The sequence below is a fragment of the Halopseudomonas sp. T1L2 genome (assembly GCF_055397385.1).
Window position 1 is genome coordinate 773,843 of sequence record NZ_AP040865.1, and the last position, 21,720, is coordinate 795,562.

At 60.3% G+C, this 21,720-nt stretch carries 17 protein-coding genes; 15 read left to right on the forward strand and 2 right to left on the reverse strand.

Going from position 1 to position 21,720, the window contains the following annotated elements; genetic code table 11:
* Positions 1-97: 97 nt before the first annotated feature.
* Positions 98-3,319 carry a sensor domain-containing protein gene (locus ACZ5WQ_RS03755; RefSeq protein WP_464383162.1) on the reverse strand — a complete coding sequence of 1,074 codons (3,222 nt, stop codon included), beginning with the start codon at positions 3,317-3,319 and terminating at the stop codon, positions 98-100.
* 139 nt (positions 3,320-3,458) lie between these two features.
* On the reverse strand, positions 3,459-4,340 hold the full coding sequence (locus ACZ5WQ_RS03760) for a LysR family transcriptional regulator (RefSeq protein WP_088275198.1): 882 nt from the start codon (positions 4,338-4,340) through the stop codon (positions 3,459-3,461).
* 148 nt (positions 4,341-4,488) lie between these two features.
* On the opposite strand from ACZ5WQ_RS03760, the gene leuC reads away from it, so the two are divergent.
* The 15 genes from leuC to purF all read left to right on the forward strand — a co-directional run bounded on the left by leuC (position 4,489) and on the right by purF (position 21,674).
* Entirely contained in the window at positions 4,489-5,916 is a 1,428-nt protein-coding gene (gene leuC, locus ACZ5WQ_RS03765) for a 3-isopropylmalate dehydratase large subunit (protein WP_464383163.1), read from the forward strand.
* 11 nt (positions 5,917-5,927) lie between these two features.
* Positions 5,928-6,572: a 3-isopropylmalate dehydratase small subunit gene (leuD, locus tag ACZ5WQ_RS03770; protein ID WP_285676645.1), complete on the forward strand. Its 645-nt coding sequence runs from the start codon at positions 5,928-5,930 to the stop codon at positions 6,570-6,572.
* Positions 6,573-6,643: 71 nt separating this feature from the next.
* Entirely contained in the window at positions 6,644-7,726 is a 1,083-nt protein-coding gene (leuB, locus tag ACZ5WQ_RS03775) for a 3-isopropylmalate dehydrogenase (protein WP_088275192.1), read from the forward strand.
* A gap of 80 nt (positions 7,727-7,806) precedes the next feature.
* On the forward strand, positions 7,807-8,919 hold the full coding sequence (gene asd / locus ACZ5WQ_RS03780) for an aspartate-semialdehyde dehydrogenase (protein WP_088275190.1): 1,113 nt from the start codon (positions 7,807-7,809) through the stop codon (positions 8,917-8,919).
* Between the two features lie 102 nt (positions 8,920-9,021).
* Positions 9,022-10,041 carry an aspartate-semialdehyde dehydrogenase gene (locus tag ACZ5WQ_RS03785; protein ID WP_160003155.1) on the forward strand — a complete coding sequence of 340 codons (1,020 nt, stop codon included), beginning with the start codon at positions 9,022-9,024 and terminating at the stop codon, positions 10,039-10,041.
* A 178-nt stretch (positions 10,042-10,219) separates the two neighbouring features.
* Positions 10,220-13,165 carry a motility hub landmark protein FimV gene (locus ACZ5WQ_RS03790; protein WP_464383164.1) on the forward strand — a complete coding sequence of 982 codons (2,946 nt, stop codon included), beginning with the start codon at positions 10,220-10,222 and terminating at the stop codon, positions 13,163-13,165.
* Positions 13,165-14,025, forward strand: coding sequence for a tRNA pseudouridine(38-40) synthase TruA (truA, locus tag ACZ5WQ_RS03795; protein WP_464383165.1), 861 nt, complete (start codon positions 13,165-13,167; stop codon positions 14,023-14,025). Before ACZ5WQ_RS03790 ends, truA begins: the two co-directional genes overlap by 1 nt.
* A gap of 60 nt (positions 14,026-14,085) precedes the next feature.
* On the forward strand, positions 14,086-14,700 hold the full coding sequence (locus tag ACZ5WQ_RS03800) for a phosphoribosylanthranilate isomerase (RefSeq protein WP_088275183.1): 615 nt from the start codon (positions 14,086-14,088) through the stop codon (positions 14,698-14,700).
* A complete protein-coding gene (gene trpB / locus ACZ5WQ_RS03805) occupies positions 14,693-15,910 on the forward strand; it encodes a tryptophan synthase subunit beta (RefSeq protein ID WP_088275181.1) in 1,218 nt (405 codons plus the stop codon). Before ACZ5WQ_RS03800 ends, trpB begins: the two co-directional genes overlap by 8 nt.
* Before the next feature lie 11 nt (positions 15,911-15,921).
* Positions 15,922-16,725: a tryptophan synthase subunit alpha gene (gene trpA / locus ACZ5WQ_RS03810; protein WP_464383166.1), complete on the forward strand. Its 804-nt coding sequence runs from the start codon at positions 15,922-15,924 to the stop codon at positions 16,723-16,725.
* Between the two features lie 66 nt (positions 16,726-16,791).
* Positions 16,792-17,685, forward strand: a complete 894-nt coding sequence (gene accD / locus ACZ5WQ_RS03815) for an acetyl-CoA carboxylase, carboxyltransferase subunit beta (RefSeq protein WP_464383167.1) — start codon at positions 16,792-16,794, stop codon at positions 17,683-17,685.
* Complete coding sequence (gene folC, locus ACZ5WQ_RS03820) at positions 17,685-18,977, forward strand: bifunctional tetrahydrofolate synthase/dihydrofolate synthase (RefSeq protein WP_464383168.1); 1,293 nt, start codon at positions 17,685-17,687, stop codon at positions 18,975-18,977. The genes accD and folC overlap by 1 nt, the downstream gene beginning before the upstream one ends.
* The gene (locus ACZ5WQ_RS03825) at positions 18,970-19,569 is read left to right on the forward strand and encodes an SPOR domain-containing protein (protein ID WP_285676640.1); all 600 of its coding nucleotides are present in this window, start codon (positions 18,970-18,972) and stop codon (positions 19,567-19,569) included. The genes folC and ACZ5WQ_RS03825 overlap by 8 nt, the downstream gene beginning before the upstream one ends.
* A gap of 68 nt (positions 19,570-19,637) precedes the next feature.
* Positions 19,638-20,120, forward strand: a complete 483-nt coding sequence (locus ACZ5WQ_RS03830; RefSeq protein WP_088275171.1) for a CvpA family protein — start codon at positions 19,638-19,640, stop codon at positions 20,118-20,120.
* 48 nt (positions 20,121-20,168) lie between these two features.
* Positions 20,169-21,674 carry an amidophosphoribosyltransferase gene (gene purF, locus ACZ5WQ_RS03835; RefSeq protein WP_269687568.1) on the forward strand — a complete coding sequence of 502 codons (1,506 nt, stop codon included), beginning with the start codon at positions 20,169-20,171 and terminating at the stop codon, positions 21,672-21,674.
* Positions 21,675-21,720: the final 46 nt, after the last annotated feature.

Genomic DNA, 21,720 nt, shown 5'->3' on the forward strand with positions numbered 1-21,720 from the left:
CGCGATCTTGCGGTGTATGCGCATATGGACTGCTGTCGGCCTGATCCGGTTCCCGTAGCTCGCCTCGAAACGTCAGCTTTGTGACCGGCTTGGCGCTTCAGTGCTGTTGTGCAAAGCCGCCGCTTGCCAGCAGCTCGCGAAAGCGGTGCTCGTCCACCGGCGGGCTGAACAGGTAGCCCTGGAACTGGTCGCAGCCCTGGGCGTGGAGGAAGTTCAACTGGTCGCGGGTTTCCACGCCTTCGGCGATCAGATCCATATGCAGGCTGGAGGCAATGGCGATGATGGCGCGAATAATCTCGGCATCGTTGGCATTGCCGGTGCAGTCGCGCACGAACGACTGATCGATCTTCAGCAGGTCGACTGGCAGTCGCTTGAGGTAACTGAGCGAGGAGTAGCCGGTGCCGAAGTCATCAATGGAGAAATGCACGCCGTGCTGGCGCAGTTCGTTCATCTTGTCGATGGTGTCGTTGATGTTTTCAATGACGATACCTTCGGTGATTTCCAGGCTCAGGCAGCGTGTCGGGATGGCATGCTGGCGAATAGCACCCAACACGTCGCCCACGAAGTTGGGATGGCGGAATTGCCTGGGGCTGATGTTTACGCTGAGGCAGAATGTGTCCGGGTTGACCAGCTGATCTGTCAGCAGCCCGGCGATGCACTCGCAGGCCCGGGCAAGAATCCAGCGGCCGGCATCAAAGATCAGGCTGCTTTGCTCCAAGACGTCGATAAACGCTGATGGACCAATCAGGCCGCGTTCAGGATGCTGCCAGCGCAGCAGGGCCTCGGCACCGAGAATCGTCTGGCTGCCGTAGACTACCTGCGGCTGGTAATGCAGCCTCAGCTGGTTGTCACTGAAGGCCTTGCGCAGCTCCGACTCGATGGCCAGGCGTTCGCTGGCAGCGACCTGCATGGCCTGTTCGAAGAAGGCAATGCCGTCGCGACCGTCCTCTTTGACCCGGTAGAGCGCGATATCTGCGCGCTTGAGCAGGTCTTCGGCGCTGTCGCCATGTTCCGGGATCAGGGCAATACCGATACTGGCGCTGAGTCGCAGGGCGTGACCTTCAATCTGCATTGGCTCGGAAATGGTATCAAGCAACGCCTGCGCAGTATTGGCCACCTCCTGGCGCAAGGCTGTACCGCTGGAGTGCAGGCCGCTGAGCAGTACAACAAATTCGTCTCCGCCCAGCCGGGCCACGGTGTCTTCAGCACGGGCGCGGCCGAGCAGGCGGCGGGTGACCTCCTGCAGTACGGCATCACCACAGGAGTGCCCGAGCGAGTCGTTGATATGCTTGAAGTGATCCAGGTCGAAAAACAGCAGTGCGCCACGCAGAGCGTGGCGTTGATAGAGCGCATTGAGCTGACCCAGTCGATCACTTAGCAGCAACCGGTTTGGCAGGTTGGTCAGTGCATCGTGGTAAGCCAGATGTTTGACCTTGGCTTCAATGCGTTTGTGTTCGGTGACGTCTCGCGCCGTAAGCAGAACGCACTGCAGTCCCTCTACGTTCAGCGGCTGGGCAGATACGGCTACGGTCAATTCGCTTCCCGCGCGATTGCGCATGCCCAGCTCTCGATGGTAGACCCCGCCTTGCTGGTCCATCTGGTAAATCAGCTCCTCGAGCTGGCCTGGCTCCACCCAAAGGTTGAGTTCGTCTGCACTGTGTCCGATGGCGTCCTGCTCGCGATAGCCGGTCAGGCGGCAAAACCCGTCGTTTACCTCCAGATAACGTCCGGTCAGTTTCTCGCTGATGGTGATGGCATCTGGGCTGCCTCTGAAGGCCCTGGCGAACTTGTCCTCGGAGGCGCGCAGGGCGGCTTCCGCCTGGGTGCGTGCGGTAATGTCGCGGAAACTGAACAGCACGCAGGTCTGACGGTTGATGCGCAGGCGGGTGGTTGATGTCTCGCAAAGCAGCAGATGGCCGCTGCGTGTGGCGAAGGTGAAGTGTCTTTCGAGTAGCTCTTGCGCGCCCGTTGCGGCCTCGTTGAGTGCTGCGTCTGCCTCATGGTTGCTCCACAGGCCGGCTTGCTTGGGCGTGCGCCCGATCAGGTCGGGTAATGGATAACCGAAGGTTCGGGAAAAACTCTGGTTGACCTCGATAATCCGCTGGCTTTCGCAATGGATCAGGCAATAGGCGTCAGGCGCACTCTGGAACAGCATGGAAAACTTGGCTTCGCTCTCGGCCAGAGCGTTCTGGCTTTTGCGCTGATCAGTAATGTCCATAACCGTGCCGATGATGCGGGCAGGCTGCCCGGCAGAATCCAGGTGCAGGGTGGCTGTGGCCTGCAGCCAGCGTACGCTCTTGCCGTGCGGCACCCTGTAGGTTACGAGGTAGTGGGGTTGATGGCCGCGACAGATGGTAACCAGCGCGCGACGAATGGCCCGTTTGTCTTCGCTGACGATCCGTCTCAGAAAGGCGCGTGCCGATCCCTGCCACTCGTCGGGCGCAAGGCCGTTCAGTTCAGCGGCACGGGCGGAGCAATGCAGGGTGTCACTGCCCGGTTTCCAGTCCCAGATGCCCATCTGCGCGGCATCCAGTGCCAGTCGCAGGCGTTCCTGGCTATCTCTCAGGGCGCGATCCCGGTTTTTCAGCTGGCCGGTACCGTGCACCGTCACTATCAGTCTGCGCCTGTTCTGGTGCAGGACCGTTTCGGCATGCAGTGAAACGTCGCTGCTCTGGCCGCCAGGTAACCGGACTCTGAACTCCTCGCCCTCCAGTACCCCGCCATTGACCAGTCTGGCGTGCAGGCGGTCACTGACCGAGCGCGGCAGCAAGCCAAGCTCCGCGACGGTCCGGCCCTGACAGTCTTCATTGCCAAGCCCGCTGAGCCGTTCGAAGCTCGGATTGACCTGCAGGATGCGGCGGCTGTCCAGGTCCAGCATCAATTGCGGGACGTTGCTGCTGGTGAATTCGTCAGTGCAGGAGGGCAGTGGCGATATGACCGGAAGCAGGCTGAGCACTATGCGTTGCCGGCCGTTGCTGTCGATCCTGTCCATGCTCAGGCGGCACTGCTGCAAGTTGCCGTCACGACCCAGCAGGTTTATGGGTCGGTCGCGCAGGCAGCCCTCTTGTTCAAGCGCGCTGATCAGGGCGCGCCAGTGCGCCGGGCGACCCCAAAGCGGAAAGCGGGCGACGGGCTGGTTAAGAACGTGGTCCGGCTGCCATTGAAAGTGTTGGGTGAATGCCCTGTTGAGGTCGATGATCCGCTGAGAATCTGGTTCGATCATCAGGGCAGGGCAGGGCATGCCGTGAAACAGCAGATTAAAGGGCGTCTCTGACCCGTCTACGGCATCTGGTGAGTAAGTGCCTGTATTGCCTGGCATTGGTTTCTGATCCATTCAGTGGGGCCGTCTTGCCCCGGCGCCGCTTCAGCCCCGCAAATTGCCGGGCTGTTTGGCTGATTCCTTCCTTCCTTGAAGATAGCCGTGCGCATGCGGTTGGACAAGTAACCGAAAGTCGGAATCAGTCTGGATGCTGACGGGCGTCTCGGAGCAGTTCAATCAGCGCCCGGGCGGCATTGGACTGGGTGCGACCGCTGTGCCAGATGCAGCCGAGCTCACGCTGCAGGTGAACGCCCGGTAATGACAGGACGCTGACCTGGCTGTCCAGCATGCTGCGTGGGAGAACACTCCAGGCCAGGCCGATGGAGACCATCATTTTGATAGTCTCCATATAGTTGGTGCTCATGCTGATCTGTGGTTGTACGTGATGACGCTCGAACAGGTCGCTGACCACCTTGTGCGTAAAGGTATTGGTGCCGGGGAAAACAGCCGGATAGTCGGCCAGCTGTGCCAGATCGAGCGTTGGCTGGCGGGCCAGCGGGTGCTCCGGGGCGATGACAAAGTCGAGCGGGTCGTGCCAGATCAGCTCGCTCATCACCGGCGCCTCGACTTCGGGGGCAAGGGTGATCACAGCAAGTTCGATTTCGCCGTGGAGCACCTTGTCGTAGGCAACTTCGGAGTCGAGAAACTGGATGTCGAAGGACACCTGCGGATGGCGGCGGGTGAATTCGCGCAGCACCGGGGGCAGGCGATGCAGGCCGATATGGTGGCTGGTGGCAATGCTCAGGCGGCCGGAAACTTCGCTGGATAGATTGCTCAATGCCCGGCGCGTATCATTGAGCAGGCTGAGTACCTGTTCGGCACGCGGCTTGAGTGCCATGCCAGCTTCGGTCAACGATACGTGGCGGCCGATGCGATCAAACAGGCGCGCATCGAGTTGCTGCTCCAGCATGGCAATGCGCTTGCTGACTGCGGGCTGGGTCAGATGCAGCTGCTCGGCGGCACGGGAAAACGAACCGGTTTCGGCGACGGCAAGAAAGGCTTGCAGGTTGGCGGTGTCCATCTTGCATTCCAGTTGGTTATCTGTTTTATAAATAATATTCCTTTGTTTTATCTCTGGGTAAAATTTATTCTGTGCCCAGTGAAAGAGCCGCCGCAGGGCCTGCAGTTGCAGGGGACGGTGGCCACAGTCTGATGCCCAGGAGTAACCCATGTCTGCGAAAACGCTTTACGATAAGCTGTGGGACAACCATCTCGTCAAACAACGGGATGATGGTTCCGCGTTGATCTATATCGATCGTCACATTCTCCACGAAGTGACCTCGCCACAGGCGTTTGAAGGGCTGCGACTGGCTGGCCGCGAACCGTGGCGCATCGACGCCAATATCGCGACCCCGGATCACAACGTGCCGACTACCAAGGCAGAGCGCCAGGGCGGTCTGGAAGCCATCGCGGATGAAGTGTCGCGCATTCAGGTCAAAACCCTGGATGAGAACTGTGACGACTTCGGCATCCTCGAATTCAAGATGAATGACGTGCGTCAGGGCATCGTTCACGTTGTCGGCCCGGAGCAGGGCGCAACTCTGCCGGGCATGACCGTTGTCTGCGGCGACTCGCATACCTCCACCCACGGCGCATTTGGTGCGCTGGCGCACGGCATCGGCACCTCTGAGGTTGAGCATGTGCTGGCCACCCAGTGTCTGGTCGCCAAGAAGATGAAGAACATGCAGGTACGCGTTGAGGGGCAATTGCCCTTTGGCGTGACCGCCAAGGACATCGTGCTGGCGGTGATCGGCAAGATCGGCACCGCGGGTGGTAACGGTCATGCGCTGGAGTTCGCCGGCAGTGCGATTCGTGATCTGTCGGTCGAGGGCCGCATGACCCTGTGCAACATGGCCATCGAAGCCGGTGCCCGTGTTGGCATGGTCGCGGTTGATGAAAAGACCATCGAATACGTCAAGGGCCGTCCGTTTGCGCCGCAGGGTGCCGAATGGGACCGCGCGGTCGAGGCCTGGAAGGATCTGGTGTCCGACGCTGATGCGCACTTTGACACCATCGTTGAGCTGCGCGCCGAAGACATCAAGCCGCAGGTCAGCTGGGGCACCTCTCCGGAGATGGTGTTGGCCGTTGATCAGAACGTGCCGGACCCGGCCGTTGAGAGCGATCCGGTCAAGCGCGACTCCATCGTGCGCGCGCTCAAGTACATGGGCCTGACCGCAAACCAGCCGATCACCGAGATCAAGCTGGATCGCGTGTTTATCGGGTCCTGCACCAACTCGCGGATTGAAGACCTGCGCGCGGCGGCGGCTGTGGCCAAGGGTCGCAAGGTGGCATCCAGCGTCAAGCAGGCGCTGGTGGTTCCGGGCTCCGGTCTGGTCAAGGCGCAGGCCGAGAAGGAAGGGCTGGACAAGATCTTTATCGAAGCCGGTTTTGAATGGCGTGAGCCCGGTTGCTCCATGTGTCTGGCGATGAACCCGGACCGCCTGGAAAGTGGCGAGCATTGCGCATCCACGTCCAACCGCAACTTTGAAGGTCGTCAGGGCAACGGCGGGCGCACCCACCTGGTGAGTCCGGCAATGGCCGCTGCCGCAGCGGTGACCGGTCGTTTCATTGATGTTCGCGAATTGATGCAGGCCTGAGGAGTGCCCCGATGAGAGCTTTTACCCAACATACCGGCCTGGTCTGCCCGCTTGATCGTGCCAACGTCGATACCGACCAGATCATTCCGAAGCAGTTTCTGAAGTCGATCAAGCGCACCGGTTTTGGTCCGAACCTGTTTGACGAGTGGCGTTACCTGGATGTCGGTCAGCCGAATCAGGACAACTCCAAGCGGCCGATCAACGAAGATTTCGTGCTGAACTTCCCGCGTTACAAGGGTGCCAGTGTGCTGCTGGCGCGCGAAAACTTCGGCTGTGGTTCGTCCCGCGAGCATGCGCCTTGGGCGCTGGATGAGTACGGCTTCCGCACGGTGATTGCACCGAGCTTTGCCGATATCTTCTACAACAACAGCTTCAAGAACGGCCTTCTGCCGATCATCCTTTCGGACGAGGCGCTGGACGAGCTGTTCGAGCAATGTGAGGCCACCGAAGGTTATCAGCTGACGGTCGACCTGCAGGCGCAGACCGTAACCCGTCCGGACGGCAAGCAATATGCGTTCGAGATCGACGCCTTCCGCAAGCATTGCCTGCTCAACGGTCTGGATGATATTGGCCTGACACTGCGTGATGCCGATGCGATCAGCGCCTTCGAAGCCGGCCACAGGCAGCGTCAACCCTGGCTGTTTCGCGACGCCTGACACGGGCTGCACCTGAACAATGGGTGCACTGCGGCTGGCGCGGTGCACCATGAATGATTACGAGGAAACACATGAGCAAACAGATTCTGATCCTGCCGGGCGATGGTATTGGTCCGGAGATCATGGCCGAAGCGGTCAAGGTGCTGGAAGTGGCCAACAGCAAGTTCAATCTCGGCTTCGAGCTGAGTTTCGACGACCTGGGTGGTGCTGCATACGACCGTTACGGCGTGCCGCTGGCTGACGAAACCCTGGAGCGCGCCCGTGCCGCTGACGCGATATTGCTGGGTGCAGTTGGTGGTCCGAAGTGGGACACCATCGATCCTGCGCTGCGCCCTGAGCGTGGCCTGCTGAAAATTCGCTCCGAGCTGGGTCTGTTTGGCAACCTGCGCCCGGCGATTCTGTATCCGCAGCTGGCGCAAGCCTCGACGCTCAAACCGGAAGTTGTCTCCGGCCTGGATATCCTGATCGTGCGCGAGCTGACCGGTGGCATCTACTTCGGCAAGCCGCGCGAGCGCACCACGCTGGAAAACGGCGAGCGCATGGCTTTTGATACGCTGCCCTACAGCGAGAGCGAAGTGCGCCGCATTGCCAAGGTCGGTTTCGACATGGCAATGGTCCGCAACAAGAAGCTTTGCTCGGTCGACAAGGCCAACGTGCTGGCGTCCAGCCAGCTGTGGCGCGAAGTGGTCGAGGAGGTGGCCAAGGATTATCCGGAAGTCGAGCTGTCGCATATGTACGTCGACAACGCGGCCATGCAGCTGGTCCGTGCACCGAAGCAGTTTGACGTGATGGTGACCGACAACATGTTCGGCGATATTCTCTCCGATCAGGCCTCCATGCTGACCGGTTCAATCGGCATGCTGCCTTCGGCGTCGCTGGATGTGAACAACAAGGGCATGTATGAGCCGTGTCACGGCAGTGCGCCGGATATCGCCGGCCAGGGTATCGCCAACCCGCTGGCAACCATCCTGTCGGTATCCATGATGCTGCGTTACAGTTTTGCCCAGGTAGCGGCGGCTGATGCCATCGAGCAGGCGGTCAGCCAGGTGCTGGATCAGGGGCTGCGTACTGGCGACATCCTGTCTGAAGGGTGCCGCAAGGTCGGTACAGTGGAAATGGGTGATGCCGTAGTAGCAGCACTGAAAAACCTGTAATCTGTTCGACTATCCATTTACGCCCGGCTTCGGCCGGGCGTATGTGTCTTTGAATCTGTTACCCCACGGGGGTTGTTGTTATGAAGCAAGTTGGTTTGGTTGGTTGGCGTGGCATGGTCGGCTCTGTGCTGATGCAACGCATGCGCGACGAGAATGATTTTGCTGATATTGATCCGGTGTTTTTCACCACATCCAACGTGGGTGGCAAAGGTCCGGATATTGGCAAGGACATTCCTGCGCTCAAGGACGCTTTTGACCTTGAAGCTCTCAAGCCGATGGACGTCATCATTACCTGTCAGGGTGGCGATTACACCAGTGAGGTGTATCCCAAGCTGCGCGCCGAGGGTTGGAAAGGCTACTGGATCGATGCGGCCTCTACACTGCGAATGGAAGACGATGCCGTTATCGTGCTGGATCCGGTCAACCGTCGTAACATTGATCAGGCGCTGCGTGATGGTATCAAGACATTCGTTGGTGGCAACTGCACTGTCAGCCTGATGCTGATGGGTCTCGGTGGCCTGTTTGAGCAGGGGCTGGTCGAGTGGATGAGCGCCATGACCTATCAGGCGGCCAGCGGTGCCGGTGCCCAGAACATGCGCGAGCTGATCAGTCAGATGGGCGCAATCAACGCGTCCGTTGCCGATCAGCTGGCTGATCCTGCCAGTGCGATTCTGGAAATAGATCGTACTGTTGCCTCGACCCTGCGCAGTGACGCCTTCCCGGTGGACAACTTTGGTGTGCCGCTGGCTGGCAGCCTGATTCCGTGGATCGACAAGCAACTGCCAAACGGTCAAAGCCGTGAAGAGTGGAAGGCGCAGGCCGAAACCAACAAGATCATCGGTCGCAGCGGCCGTCCGATCCCGGTTGATGGTATCTGTGTGCGCATCGGTGCCATGCGCTGCCACAGCCAGGCGCTGACTATCAAGCTGAACAAGGATGTGCCGCTGGCAGATATCGAAGCACTGCTGGCCCAGCACAACCCCTGGTCCAAGGTGATTCCCAACACCAAGGAAGACACCCTGGTTGGCCTGACGCCGACTGCCGTTACCGGCACCCTGAGTGTACCGGTAGGGCGGCTGCGCAAGCTGAACATGGGTTCGCAGTATCTGTCGGCCTTCACTGTGGGCGACCAGTTGTTGTGGGGCGCGGCAGAACCGCTGCGCCGCATGCTGCGGATTCTGCAGGAAGGTTGATCGCAGCGCGTTTGGCGCGTGTGCGGTAACGATCAGGGCATCCCGTTTCGTCGGGATGCCCTTTGTGTTTGTGTAATGCGTGAAATAGATGAAGGGCAGGGTATGAGCAAAGCATCAGGTGTGGCGATTGTCGGTGTCAGCAGTCTGGTTGGCGACATGCTGGTCAACATGCTGGACGAGCATGAGCATTCGTTCTCCTCCGTTGCGCTGGTTGATGTCGACGACGAGGCGGGTGAGCGCCGCATGATCAAAGGCCAGAGTGTTCGGGTTGAGGCGCTTTCCGGCTTTGATTTTTCATCGGTTGCGGTTGCGATCGTCGCAGGCGAGCGGGAATTCGGCCTGCAGTGCATCGGTGCCATTCGTGATGCCGGTGCGCTGGTGGTCGATACGACAGGTCTGCTGGCGGGTCAGGGCGCCAGTGTTGTTGCAGAGGTGAACCCTCAGGCGCTGGCCGATGCGGCGCAGCGCCGTGCAGTATCTTGCCCGGATGCTCAGGTCGTGCAGAGTGCGCTGGTGTTGAAGGCGCTTGCCGGAATGTCGGATCTGCGGCGTGTGAGTATCTCCACCTATCAGTCAATGTCTACTCATAGCAAGGCTGCTGTGGAAGGGCTGGCGATGCAGACCGGTCGACTGCTCAATGGCCAGCCAATTGAGAAGGGCGGTGTCCTCGATAAGCAGGTGGCGTTCAACCTGTTGCCGGCCACCAGCGAAATCGATGCTTCCGGGGCGAGCCGCGAGGAGCGTGACCTGGTAAATGGCGTGATTGATGTGCTCGGGCTCAAAGATGTCCCGGTGCTGGCGAGCTGCGTGCTGGTGCCGCTGTTCTACGGTACCGCCCAGATGATGCAGGTCACGACCGCCGAGCCGCTCGACAGCAAAAAGGTGGGCAACATCCTGCGTCGGGTCAAGGGTATCAAGGTGCTGGACAAGGAGGGTCCGGGCGGCTTCCCGACGCCGGTAACCGATGCCACTGGCACGGATGAGGTCTGGGTGGGTCGGATTCGCCAGGATGTCACTGATCCGAACACCACACATTTGTGGATTGTGTCTGATAATCTTCGAAAAGGTGTCGCACTTAACAGTCTGGCAGTGGCCGGATTGTTGATAAAAGACTATTTGTAATCGATACTTGCTGGTGTTTTTGTATCAAGCAGGTTAGGTTTTGCAGGACAAAGACCGTTTGGGCATGGCGTTGCATTCGCAACTTGCTCGGGCCGGGTGGGGAGCCTTTGGCGTAAGCCAGTCCGAGCATGGGGTGCGTTGGGACGTGAGAAAACGATAAGAGCAAAGGATTACCGCTATGGTTCGCAAATTGGTTATCGCTGTCGCCGCAGCAAGTGCCGTGATGTCGTCCGGGATGGTTCACGCATTAGGGGTAGGCGATATCCATCTGAACTCCGCGCTGAATCAGCCGCTGGATGCAGAGATTGACCTTACTCAGGTTCGTGATCTGTCCGGCGATGAAATTCGCTCCATGTTGGCGTCGCCCGATGACTTCGGACGCGCCGGCATTGACAGAACCTTCTTTCTTACCGATCTCAAGTTTCAGCCGGTCATCAAGCCCAATGGCCGCTCGGTTATTCGCGTTACCTCCAGCCGCCCCGTCAATGAGCCGTTTCTGAACTTCCTGATGGAAGTGCGCTGGCCGTCCGGGCGGGTGCTGCGCGAGTTCACCATCCTGCTTGACCCGCCCATGTATCAGCCAACGCCGGTCGTCAGCAGCTCCACTATCTCTGCACCCGTGTCTTCGTCGGCACCGCAGGTTGCGGCGGCGCGACCCAGTGCGGCAGGTCTGGCATCAGCTGCGGCCGTTTCCGCTCCACCGGCCAGTGCTTCGTCTCCCACTGCCGCGGCGCCGGCACCGGCAGCGAGTTCAGGTACCCGAACAGGCCAGCTGACGACCACACGCTCCGACACACTTTGGGATCTGGCGTTGCGGGCTCGCCCCCAGGGCGCAAGCGTGCACCAGACCATGCTGGCGATTCAGGACCTGAATCCTAACGCCTTCATCAACGGTAATATCAATCAGCTCAAGGCGGGGCAAACACTGACCTTGCCGAGCGCCCAGCAGGCGACCGCTCGCAGCAACTCCGAGGCGATTGCCGAGGTCGCCGCGCAGAACAGTGCATGGCGCAATCGCCGGGCACCGACTGCTGCTCAGGCGCAGGCGCCTCAGCTCGATGCGCGTGAGCGCCAGTCGGCCGGTGCAGCACCCGAGGCCGTAGATGCTCAGGACTCACTGCGCCTGGTATCGGGCACCGAAGGCACGGCGGCAGAGGCTGCCGGCAGCTCCAATGCCGATGCCGGAGGGGCGCAGCTGCGTGATGCGCTGGATCGCACCAAGGAGCAGCTGGATGCCGCTGAGCGTGAAAAGGCGGAAATGACCGATCGCCTGAATGACGTTCAAGGGCAGCTTGAAACCCTGCAACGCCTGCTTGAATTGAAAGATGCCCAGCTGGCTGCATTGCAGCAGCAGGTCGCTGACGCGGGTGCGGAGCCGGCGGTAACAGCCGAGGAAGCTGCCGAGCTGGCCGACGTCGCGGAAGCAGAGGCGGACGCCGCAGCAGACGTCGAAAGCAGCGTAATGGTTGCAGAACCGGAAGCCGCGTCAGAGGCAACTTCCGAGGAGCAGGCTGCTGAAGACGTAGCTGCCGACGAGCAAGCCCCTGCCGAAACCGAGGCGTCAGAGCCCGCTGTCGAGGAGCCCGTTGTAGCGGAACAAGCACCAGAGCCAGTCGCCGAGCCAGAGTCTGTGGTCCCGGCTGAACCTGCGCCGGTTGCAGAGCCTGCGGATAGCGACCCGATGGCTGTTATCAAGGGGCTGATGCAAAATCAGATGCTGATGATCGGCGGGGGCGTTGTTGCGGTTCTGCTGCTTCTGCTGGTGTTGATGTCAATTTCGCGTCGCAACGCCCGTCGCGAGGAGGCAATGGCGGATAACTTCATTGCCGACGCTGCCGAGCAGGATGGTGATCAGCTCACTGACAGCGATGATTTCAATGTTGCTCTGGCCGACGCAGAGGGTATGGACGGGGCCGATGAGCTGGATTTGGCCGCTGACCCGCTGGTTGAAGCCGATGCTCTGATGGCTTACGGCAAGCTGCAGGAGGCGCGTGATGTGCTGGTGGCAGCCGTGGCGGCGGACCCGGCACGTGAGGAGCTGCGCCTGAAACTGATGGAAGTGAACGGTTTGCTTGAAGATAGTGCCGGCTATCTGGAGCAGCGTGCTGCCGTTACTGCGCAAAACCCGTCTTCCGCTCGCGTGGCTGAGCTGGATGCCCGTTTCCCGCTGATGGCCGCAGCCGCTGCCGGAGCCGCTGCTGCCGCAGCGCAGTGGGACGAAACGGATCTGGCCGATCTGGATCCGTCCGCTGCAGGTCAGAACGATCAGGCTGACGTCGACGCGGATATGGACTTTGATTTCAGCGAGTTTGATCTTGGGGACGCCAGCGATACTACCCCGTCCGCCGAGCTGGCATTTGACGAGCCGGTTGCCGAGCCTGAGCCTGCCGCGCCGGCAGCAGAGAGCTTTGATCTGGACTTTGATCTGGAAGACGGCAGTGCACAGCCTGTGGCTCAGGAAGAGGAGCCGACTGCCTCCGCGCCCTTGGAGCCAGAGCTGCCTGATAGTCAGGTTGACAGCATCAATTTTGACGAATTTGAGCTGGATGTTGATGATCTGGCGTTGCCCGCAGATGAAGCGGAGCCCGCAGCCGATTCGTCAACACCATCTCTTGAGGCGGATTTCGATCTGGCCATGACCGACGATCTCCAGGCAGAAGACTTGATGGCTGACTTTGCCGCACTGAGCGACGAGCCGGTCGAGGAGCCAGCGTCAACCGTTGCTGCCGAGCCACTGGATTTGTCCGCTGACGCTGACATCAAGCTGGAGGACGACGCGATCGAGTTTGAGCTGCCGGAGGATGTGGCGTTGCCTGAGGATATTGAGGTGCCCGCTGATACCGAGTTGTCACTGGATGATTTCGAGCTGCCGGAGATGGATGAGGTAGCTCCGGCTGTCGTTGAAGCAGAGGCGGCGCTGGCTACTGAATCGGACGAGGAGGACGATGAGTTCGACTTCCTGTCCGGCACCGACGAGTGTGCGACCAAGCTGGATCTGGCGAGGGCCTACATCGATATGGGTGACCAGGAAGGTGCACGCGATATCCTCAACGAAGTGATTGAAGAGGGTAATGACCAGCAGAAGCAGGAAGCACAGAGCATGATGGAGCACCTGGCTGACTGATGACAGAGTTTGATCTCGCAACAGCGGCCGCCCCTGAGGCGGCCGCTGTTGTTTCCAGAGTGGCGGCTTGTGTCGAGTACAAGGGTACGGCCTATCGCGGCTGGCAGCGCCAGCAGTCGGGTGTACCCAGCGTGCAGGAGGCCGTGGAGAAGGCGCTGGGGCGCGTGGCAAATCATCCGGTACAGGTTTTCTGTGCTGGCCGCACCGATGCCGGGGTTCACGCGTCCTGCCAGGTGATTCACTTTGACAGTGACGCGCATCGTTCGCCGCGAAACTGGATTCATGGAGCCAATGCCAACCTGCCGGCGGATATCTCGCTGAGCTGGGTTACGCCGATCGGTCTGGATTTTCACGCGCGGTTTTCTGCCGTTGCCCGGCGCTATCGCTATGTGATCTATAACGATCCCATTCGGCCCGCGCATCTGGCCCATGAAGTGACCTGGAACTACCGGCCGCTGGATATCCAGCGCATGCGTGTTGCCGCCCGGGCGCTGGTTGGTACGCATGACTTTACGTCCTACCGTGCGGTTGGCTGTCAGGCCAAGTCGCCAATCAAGACTATCCATCACCTTGAACTGCTGGAGTTCGGCCGTTTTATCGTGCTGGATATCCGTGCCAATGCCTTTCTGCACCATATGGTGCGCAATATTGCCGGGGTCCTGATGCAGATTGGTTGCGGCGAGCAGCCGGTGGAGTGGGCGCAGCAGGTGCTTGAGGTGCGCGATCGCGCGCAGGGCGGTCTGACCGCACCGGCTTACGGCTTGTATCTGGTCGATGTGACCTACCCCGAGACCTTTACTCTGCCTGAGCGATATCTGGGGCCGCACTTTCTGTCTGCACTCCCTGATGTGGCGAACTGACGCCCCTGATGTGATCTGCTAACATCGAGACCCTTAGGGGCAGGCCCTGGAGCAGGTTACATGGCGCGTATCAAAATTTGCGGAATTACCCGGGTCGAGGATGCGTTGGCTGCCGCTGAAGCAGGTGCCGATGCAATCGGCTTGGTGTTTTATGCACCCAGCCCGCGCGCCGTCACTGCCGTTCAGGCTGCCGATATCATTGCGGCGCTGCCGCCGTTTGTCACCACGGTCGGCCTGTTTGTCGATGCCGAGCCGGACTATGTGCGTGAAGTGCTGGGCCAGGTGCCGCTGGACGTGCTGCAGTTTCATGGTGATGAGTCCGATACCTATTGCCGCCAGTTCGGACGGCCCTTTCTGAAAGCGGTCCGGGTGCAGTGTGCAGATCAGTTGGCCGACGTTGCATCGCGCTGGCCTGGGGCCAGCGGAATCTTGCTCGACAGCTACAAGCCAGGTGTTCCGGGCGGGACCGGTGAGGTTTTCGACTGGACCCTGGTGCCGCTCAAGCGGGAATGGAATCTGGTGTTGGCCGGGGGGCTGACAGCAGGCAATGTGCATCAGGCGATCCGTGAGATGCGCCCCTGGGCGGTCGACGTCAGTGGTGGCGTCGAGGCAAGCAAGGGCATCAAGGATGTGGCAAAAATTAACGCGTTTGTACAAGAGGTGAAGCGTGTCTGACTCCAACCCCATCGATTATTCTGCGGTCCCTGATGCGCGTGGGCATTTCGGTCCCTATGGCGGCCGGTTTGTGTCCGAGACGCTGATGGATGCACTGGACGAGCTGGAGCGCGTGTATCGCAAGCTGTCTGCCGATCCCGAATTTCAGGCCGAGTTTGATCGCGATCTGGCCCATTATGTTGGCCGCCCGTCGCCGCTGTATTTTGCCGAGCATCTGACTGACAAGGTCGGTGGCGCGAAGATCTATCTCAAGCGTGAAGACCTTAATCACACGGGTGCCCACAAGGTAAACAACACCATCGGCCAGGCGCTGCTGGCCAAGTTTATGGGCAAGCCGCGGGTCATTGCCGAAACCGGCGCCGGTCAGCATGGTGTTGCCACGGCGACCGTGGCGGCGCGTCTTGGCCTCAAGTGTCAGGTCTATATGGGGGCCGAGGACGTGCGCCGGCAGGCGCTCAACGTCTATCGCATGAAGCTGCTGGGCGCAGAGGTCATTCCGGTGACCTCGGGTTCGCGCACCCTGAAGGACGCCATGAACGAAGCCATGCGCGACTGGGTTACCAATATCGATGACACCTTCTACATCATCGGTACGGTAGCCGGGCCGCACCCGTATCCTGAGCTGGTCCGTGATTTTCAGTGCGTGATTGGCCGCGAGGCGCGCCAGCAGTGTCTGGAACAGGCGGGCCGTCTGCCTGATGCGCTGGTTGCCTGCGTTGGTGGCGGCTCCAACGCCATTGGCCTGTTTCATCCGTTCCTCAATGATGAGAGCGTACGTATGTACGGCGTCGAGGCGGGTGGTCTTGGCATTGAGACCGGCGAGCATGCGGCGCCACTGAGTGCGGGCAAGCCTGGTGTGCTGCATGGCAACCGCACCTATCTGATGTCCGATGAGGCGGGGCAGATCATCGAGACTCACTCCGTGTCCGCGGGCCTTGACTATCCTGGGGTCGGCCCTGAGCACAGTTGGCTGAAGGATATCGGTCGGGTTGATTATGTTGATGCGACCGACGACGAGGCGCTGCATGCGTTCCGTGAGCTGACCCGTGTGGAGGGCATCATGCCCGCGCTGGAGTCCAGTCATGCGGTCGCCTACGGCATGAAGCTGGCGGCGCGCATGAGTCCTGATCAGATCGTGGTAATCAACCTGTCAGGTCGAGGCGACAAGGATATTCACACCGTCGCCGGTATCGACGGCATCAGCATTTAAAAGAGATATTCATGAGCCGAATTGAAGCCCGTTTTTCCGCTTTGCAGGCTGCTGGTCGCAAGGCGCTTATTCCGTATATCACTGCTGGTGATCCGAATCCGGCGGTTACACTGCCCCTGATGCATGATCTGGTAGCCGCCGGTGCCGATGTCATCGAGCTGGGTATTCCGTTCTCCGATCCGATGGCCGATGGCCCGGTGATTCAGCTGGCAATGGAGCGCGCGCTCGAGCATCACGTCAGTCTGAGTCAGGTACTCGAGATGGTTCGCCAGTTCCGCAGCCGCGATAATGAAACGCCGGTGGTACTGATGGGCTATCTGAACCCGATCGAGAAGATGGGGTACGAACAATTTGCCAAGTCCGCGGCAGAGGCGGGTGTTGACGGGGTGCTGACCGTCGATCTGCCGCCGGAAGAGGCGACAGACGTCGTTCCGCTGTTCAAGGCGCGGGGGCTGGATACCATTTTCCTGCTGGCACCGACCACCACGGCAGAGCGCGCGCGGCTGATTTGCGAACAGGCAAGCGGCTATGTCTATTATGTTTCACTCAAAGGTGTGACCGGGTCCAGTGCTTTGAACGTCACCGATGTAGCAGAAAAACTGGACATGCTGCGCATCGTTACCGATCTGCCGATTGGTGTCGGCTTCGGCATTCGCGATGGCGAGTCTGCAGCGGCGGTTGCCGGTGTAGCAGATGGCGTCGTTGTAGGCTCGGTGCTGGTCAATCAGATTGCCGCCAATGCGGACAATCCGGACAAGGCACGTGAGGCCATCGCTGCCATCGTGGCTGACATGCGCAGTTCAATGGACCGCTGAACAAGGCGCTGCCGCTCCTTCCGCAGGAGGGCAGGCTGACATGACAAATTCAGAGAAGGAAAGGCGATGAGCAACTGGTTGGTGGACAAACTGATTCCCTCCATCGTGCGCTCCGAAGCACAGAAAAGCAGCGTACCGGAGGGGCTGTGGCGCAAGTGTCCGTCCTGTGACGCAGTGTTGTACCGGCCCGAGCTGGAGAAGAATCTGGATGTGTGCCCCAAGTGCAGTCACCATCTGCGTATTGGCGCACGCCGCCGTCTGGACATTTTCCTCGATCCGGAAGGGCGTACCGAGCTGGGTGCCGAGCTGGAGCCGGTAGACCGTCTCAAGTTTCGTGACAGCAAAAAGTACAAGGACCGCCTGGCTGCGGCGCAGAAGGACACCGGCGAGAAAGATGCGCTGGTTGTCATGCAGGGCAAGCTCAAGGGGGCGCCGATTGTGGCCAGCGCCTTCGAATTCAATTTCATGGGTGGCTCGATGGGCAGCGTGGTAGGGGCTCGCTTCGTGCGTGGCGCTGAAGCCGCATTGCGTGATCGCGTTCCCTATGTGTGCTTCTCTGCTTCCGGCGGTGCGCGGATGCAGGAGGCCCTGTTCTCCCTGATGCAGATGGCCAAGACCAGTGCGGCGCTGGCCCGTCTGCGCGAAGAGGGCATCCCCTTTGTTTCGGTGATGACTGACCCGGTTTACGGCGGCGTTTCTGCCAGTTTGGCGATGCTGGGTGATCTGAACGTAGCCGAGCCCAACGCGCTGATCGGTTTTGCCGGCCCGCGTGTTATCGAGCAGACCGTGCGCGAAAAGCTGCCTGCTGGCTTCCAGCGCAGTGAATTCCTGCTGGCACACGGTGCGCTGGATATGATCATCGCTCGCAGCGATATGCGCGACCGCCTGGCCAGCCTGCTTTCCATGCTGACCGGCGCGCCGGCACCTGAGCCAGCTGCAGAGGTTGCCGACGAGGCCTGATGTCCCAGCGCAGTCTTGGCCAGTGGCTGGCCGTGCTGGAGGCCTTGCATCCCAGCGAAATCGATATGGGGCTGGAACGGGTACGTGAGGTCGCCGAGCGACTGAACGTGCTTCGTCCGGCACCTCGCGTTTTCACCGTTACCGGTACCAACGGCAAGGGGTCGACCTGTGCGGCCCTGGACTCGCTGTTGCGCACGGCCGGGCTGCGTACCGGTTGTTATACCTCCCCGCACCTGCATCGCTACAACGAGCGCATCCGTATCAATGGTGCGCAGGCCGATGATCAGTCGATCTGCGATGCCTTTGCTGCCATTGATGCAGCCCGTGGCGATATCTCCCTGACCTATTTTGAATTCGGCACCTTGGCCGCGTTCTGGCTGTTCCAGCGCGAGCGGCTGGATGCGGTCGTGCTTGAAGTGGGGCTGGGCGGTCGTCTCGACGCGGTAAATGTGGTTGATGCCGACGTGGCGGTTGTGACCAGCATTGGTCTGGATCATCAGGAGTACCTGGGATCAACGCGGGAATCGGTTGCGTTTGAGAAGGCCGGCATCATGCGTGCAGGGCATCCTGTTGTCAGTGGCGAACGTGACTTGCCGTCGCCCTTTACTGATGCAGTAGAACGGCTGGGATGTCGGCTGTACCAGCGCGATCAGGACTTTAGTGTTCAGAGTTTTGCTGATGGATCCTGGGTGCTTGACGGCATTGACGGGACTGGTAACCGCCGTCAGCTGCGCCTGCCTGCGGTCAGTCTGCCGCGCGATAACCTGGCTGTGGCATTGCAGGCGTTTTGGGCTGCCGGGTTCGATCTGGCTGATACCCTGATCTGTGCGGCGCTGCGGTCAGCTACCGCAACGGGACGTCTGGAGGCGCGCCAGGTTCTGTGGCAGGGAGCGGTGCGTGATCTGCGTCTGGATGTCGGTCACAACCCGCATGCGGCTCGTTTTCTGGCTTCCAGTCTGGGTGCCGATGCGGCGCGTCCGCGGGTAGCCGTATTTGGCCTGTTGTCTGACAAGGACCTGAACGGAGTTGCGGCAGAGTTGCAAGGGATATTCGAGCACTGGTTTACCGCCCCTTTGCCAAGCCCGCGCAGCCGCTCTGCCGAGGATCTGGTCCAGGGCCTGACCGCGGCTGGCGAGCCGGCTTCAGCCCATGCATCCATCGCCCGGGCGATTGAGAAGGCGCTGGAGCAAACCGACTCGGCGACCGAAGTTGTGATATTCGGGTCGTTTTTCTGCGTCGCCGACGCCATACTCTGGCTATCTGAACATGCCGGAGTAGCGCAGAATGGATGAGGGTCTGAAACAGCGCATCATTGGTGCGGTTGTATTGATCATTGCGGCTGTGGTGTTTTTGCCGATGCTGCTGTCTGGGCAGGACGAGACGGTACAGGTTGAGGTTGATGTGCCTGAGGCGCCGGTGCTGGCTCCGCAGGTAATTGAGCCCGTCGCGCCCGCGCCGCTGCCCGCGCCTGCGGAGGTTCCGGAGCTGCCTGTCGCGCTGCCGGACGTGCCGGTTGATTCTGCGCCGGCAGTCGTCCCATCCGCTCCAGTGCAGCCCGTTGCGCCAGCCCCGGCATCTGCGCCGGAGCCGGTATCGACGCCGGCTGCGCCCGCGCCTGCGCCGGTCGCGTCGGGTGACTGGGTTATCCAGCTGGGCAGTTTTTCCAGTGCCTCCAATGCTGACGGCTTGAGCAAGGAGTTGCGCGCCCAGGGTTACAACGCCTACACCCATAGCGTAACCGTGCAAGGCAAGACCAGCACCCGCGTATATGTCGGGCCGCTGGCGAGCCGTGAAGCAGCCAATCGCCTGCGCGATGAACTGGAGCGCAAGCGCGGCAGCAAGGGTTTTGTTGTGGCGTACGATGCCGATAGCGGTCGAGGCTGATTATGCAGTTTCGATGGGCCGCGCAGCTCTGCTAGAATGCCTGCCTTTGTAGAACAGGGTACTTCATCGTGTCTTTGACCTGGGTTGACTGGGCTATCGTCGCCATCATTGCAGTCTCGGCCCTGATCAGCCTGACCAGAGGCTTCGTCAAGGAAGCCCTCTCCCTGCTGACCTGGGTTATTGCCGGCCTGGTTGCCTGGCTGTTTGGCGGAGCACTCGCCGAGTTGCTTGTGCCCTATATTGAAACGCCTTCCCTGCGCGTCATCGCCGCGTGTTCCATTCTGTTTGTCATGACGCTGCTGCTGGGCGGGCTGGTCAACTATCTGATCAGCCAGTTGGTCAAGGCAACGGGTCTCAGCGGTACCGACCGCTTTCTTGGCATGGTTTTCGGCGCAGCGCGCGGTGCGCTGCTGGTGGTAGTCGCAGTCGGTCTGTTAAGCCTGGCCCCCGTTGAAGCGGATGCCTGGTGGCGCGAATCGGTGGTGATTCCCCATTTTCTGCTGGTCGCTGACTGGTCGAAAAATCTCATTCTGCAAATGGCGGGTCGCTGATCCGGCACTCCCGGACAGCGCCGCCCTTAATCGAGAAGGTACTCAGGCATGTGTGGCATTGTTGGCATAGTGGGCAAATCGAACGTCAATCAGGCGCTCTATGATGCCTTGACCGTCCTGCAGCATCGCGGCCAGGACGCCGCCGGCATTGTAACCAGCGATCAGGGGCGACTCTTCCTGCGCAAGGATAATGGTCTGGTACGCGATGTGTTCCATCAGCGTCACATGCAGCGTCTGGTAGGTCAGATGGGTATCGGACACGTTCGCTATCCGACCGCTGGCAGCTCCAGTTCTGCCGAGGCCCAGCCGTTCTACGTCAATTCGCCCTACGGCATCACCCTGGCGCACAACGGTAACCTCACCAACGTCGAGCAGCTGTCGCGCGAGATCTATGAATCCGATCTGCGCCACGTCAATACGACCTCTGATTCAGAGGTACTGCTGAACGTATTTGCCCACGAGCTGGCCGTACGCAACAAATTGCAGCCGACCGAGGAAGACGTCTTCGCCGCGGTCAGCCAGGTGCACAAGCGCTGCCGGGGTGGTTACGCGGTAGTGGCCATGATTACCGGGTACGGTATTGTCGGATTCCGTGACCCCCATGCGATCCGTCCCATCGTGTTTGGTCAGCGTCACACCGACCAGGGAGTCGAGTACATGATTGCCTCTGAAAGCGTTGCGCTCGACGTGCTGGGCTTCAGCCTCATCCGCGATCTGGCGCCGGGCGAGGCAGTGTATATCACCGAGGATGGTCGACTGTTCACCCGTCAGTGTGCCGAGAATCCGCAATATTCGCCGTGCATTTTCGAACATGTATATCTGGCTCGCCCTGACTCGCTGATGGACGGTGTGTCGGTCTACAAGGCCAGGCTGCGCATGGGCGAAAAGCTGGCAGACAAGATTCAGCGCGAGCGCCCGGATCACGACATTGACGTGGTCATCCCGATCCCGGATACCAGCCGAACCTCGGCGTTGGAGCTGGCCAACCAGCTGGGTGTGAAGTTCCGCGAGGGGTTCGTCAAGAACCGCTATATCGGCCGGACCTTCATCATGCCGGGTCAGGCTGCGCGCAAGAAGTCGGTTCGCCAGAAACTGAACGCCATTGATCTGGAGTTTCGCGGCAAGAACGTGTTGCTGGTGGATGACTCCATCGTGCGCGGCACCACCTGCAAGCAGATCATTCAGATGGCACGCGAGGCCGGTGCCAAGAATGTTTACTTCTGCTCGGCTGCACCGGCGGTGCGCTATCCCAATGTGTATGGCATCGACATGCCCAGCGCCCACGAACTGATCGCCCATGGTCGCACCACGGACGAGGTTGCTGAACTGATCGGCGCCGACTGGCTGATCTATCAGGATCTTGATGACCTGAAAGACGCCGTTGGCGGCGGCAAGGTCAAGATTGAACATTTTGATTGCGCGGTATTCGATGGTCAGTACGTCACCGGCGATGTCAACGAACAGTACCTGGATCGCATCGAGCGTGCTCGTAATGACGCGGCCAAATCGACGGTCGAGCGGGTCAGTGAAATCATCGGCCTGCACAACAACTGATGCCAGTCGGCAGCGCCAGCGCTGCCCTGTATGAACGAGGTTTTTG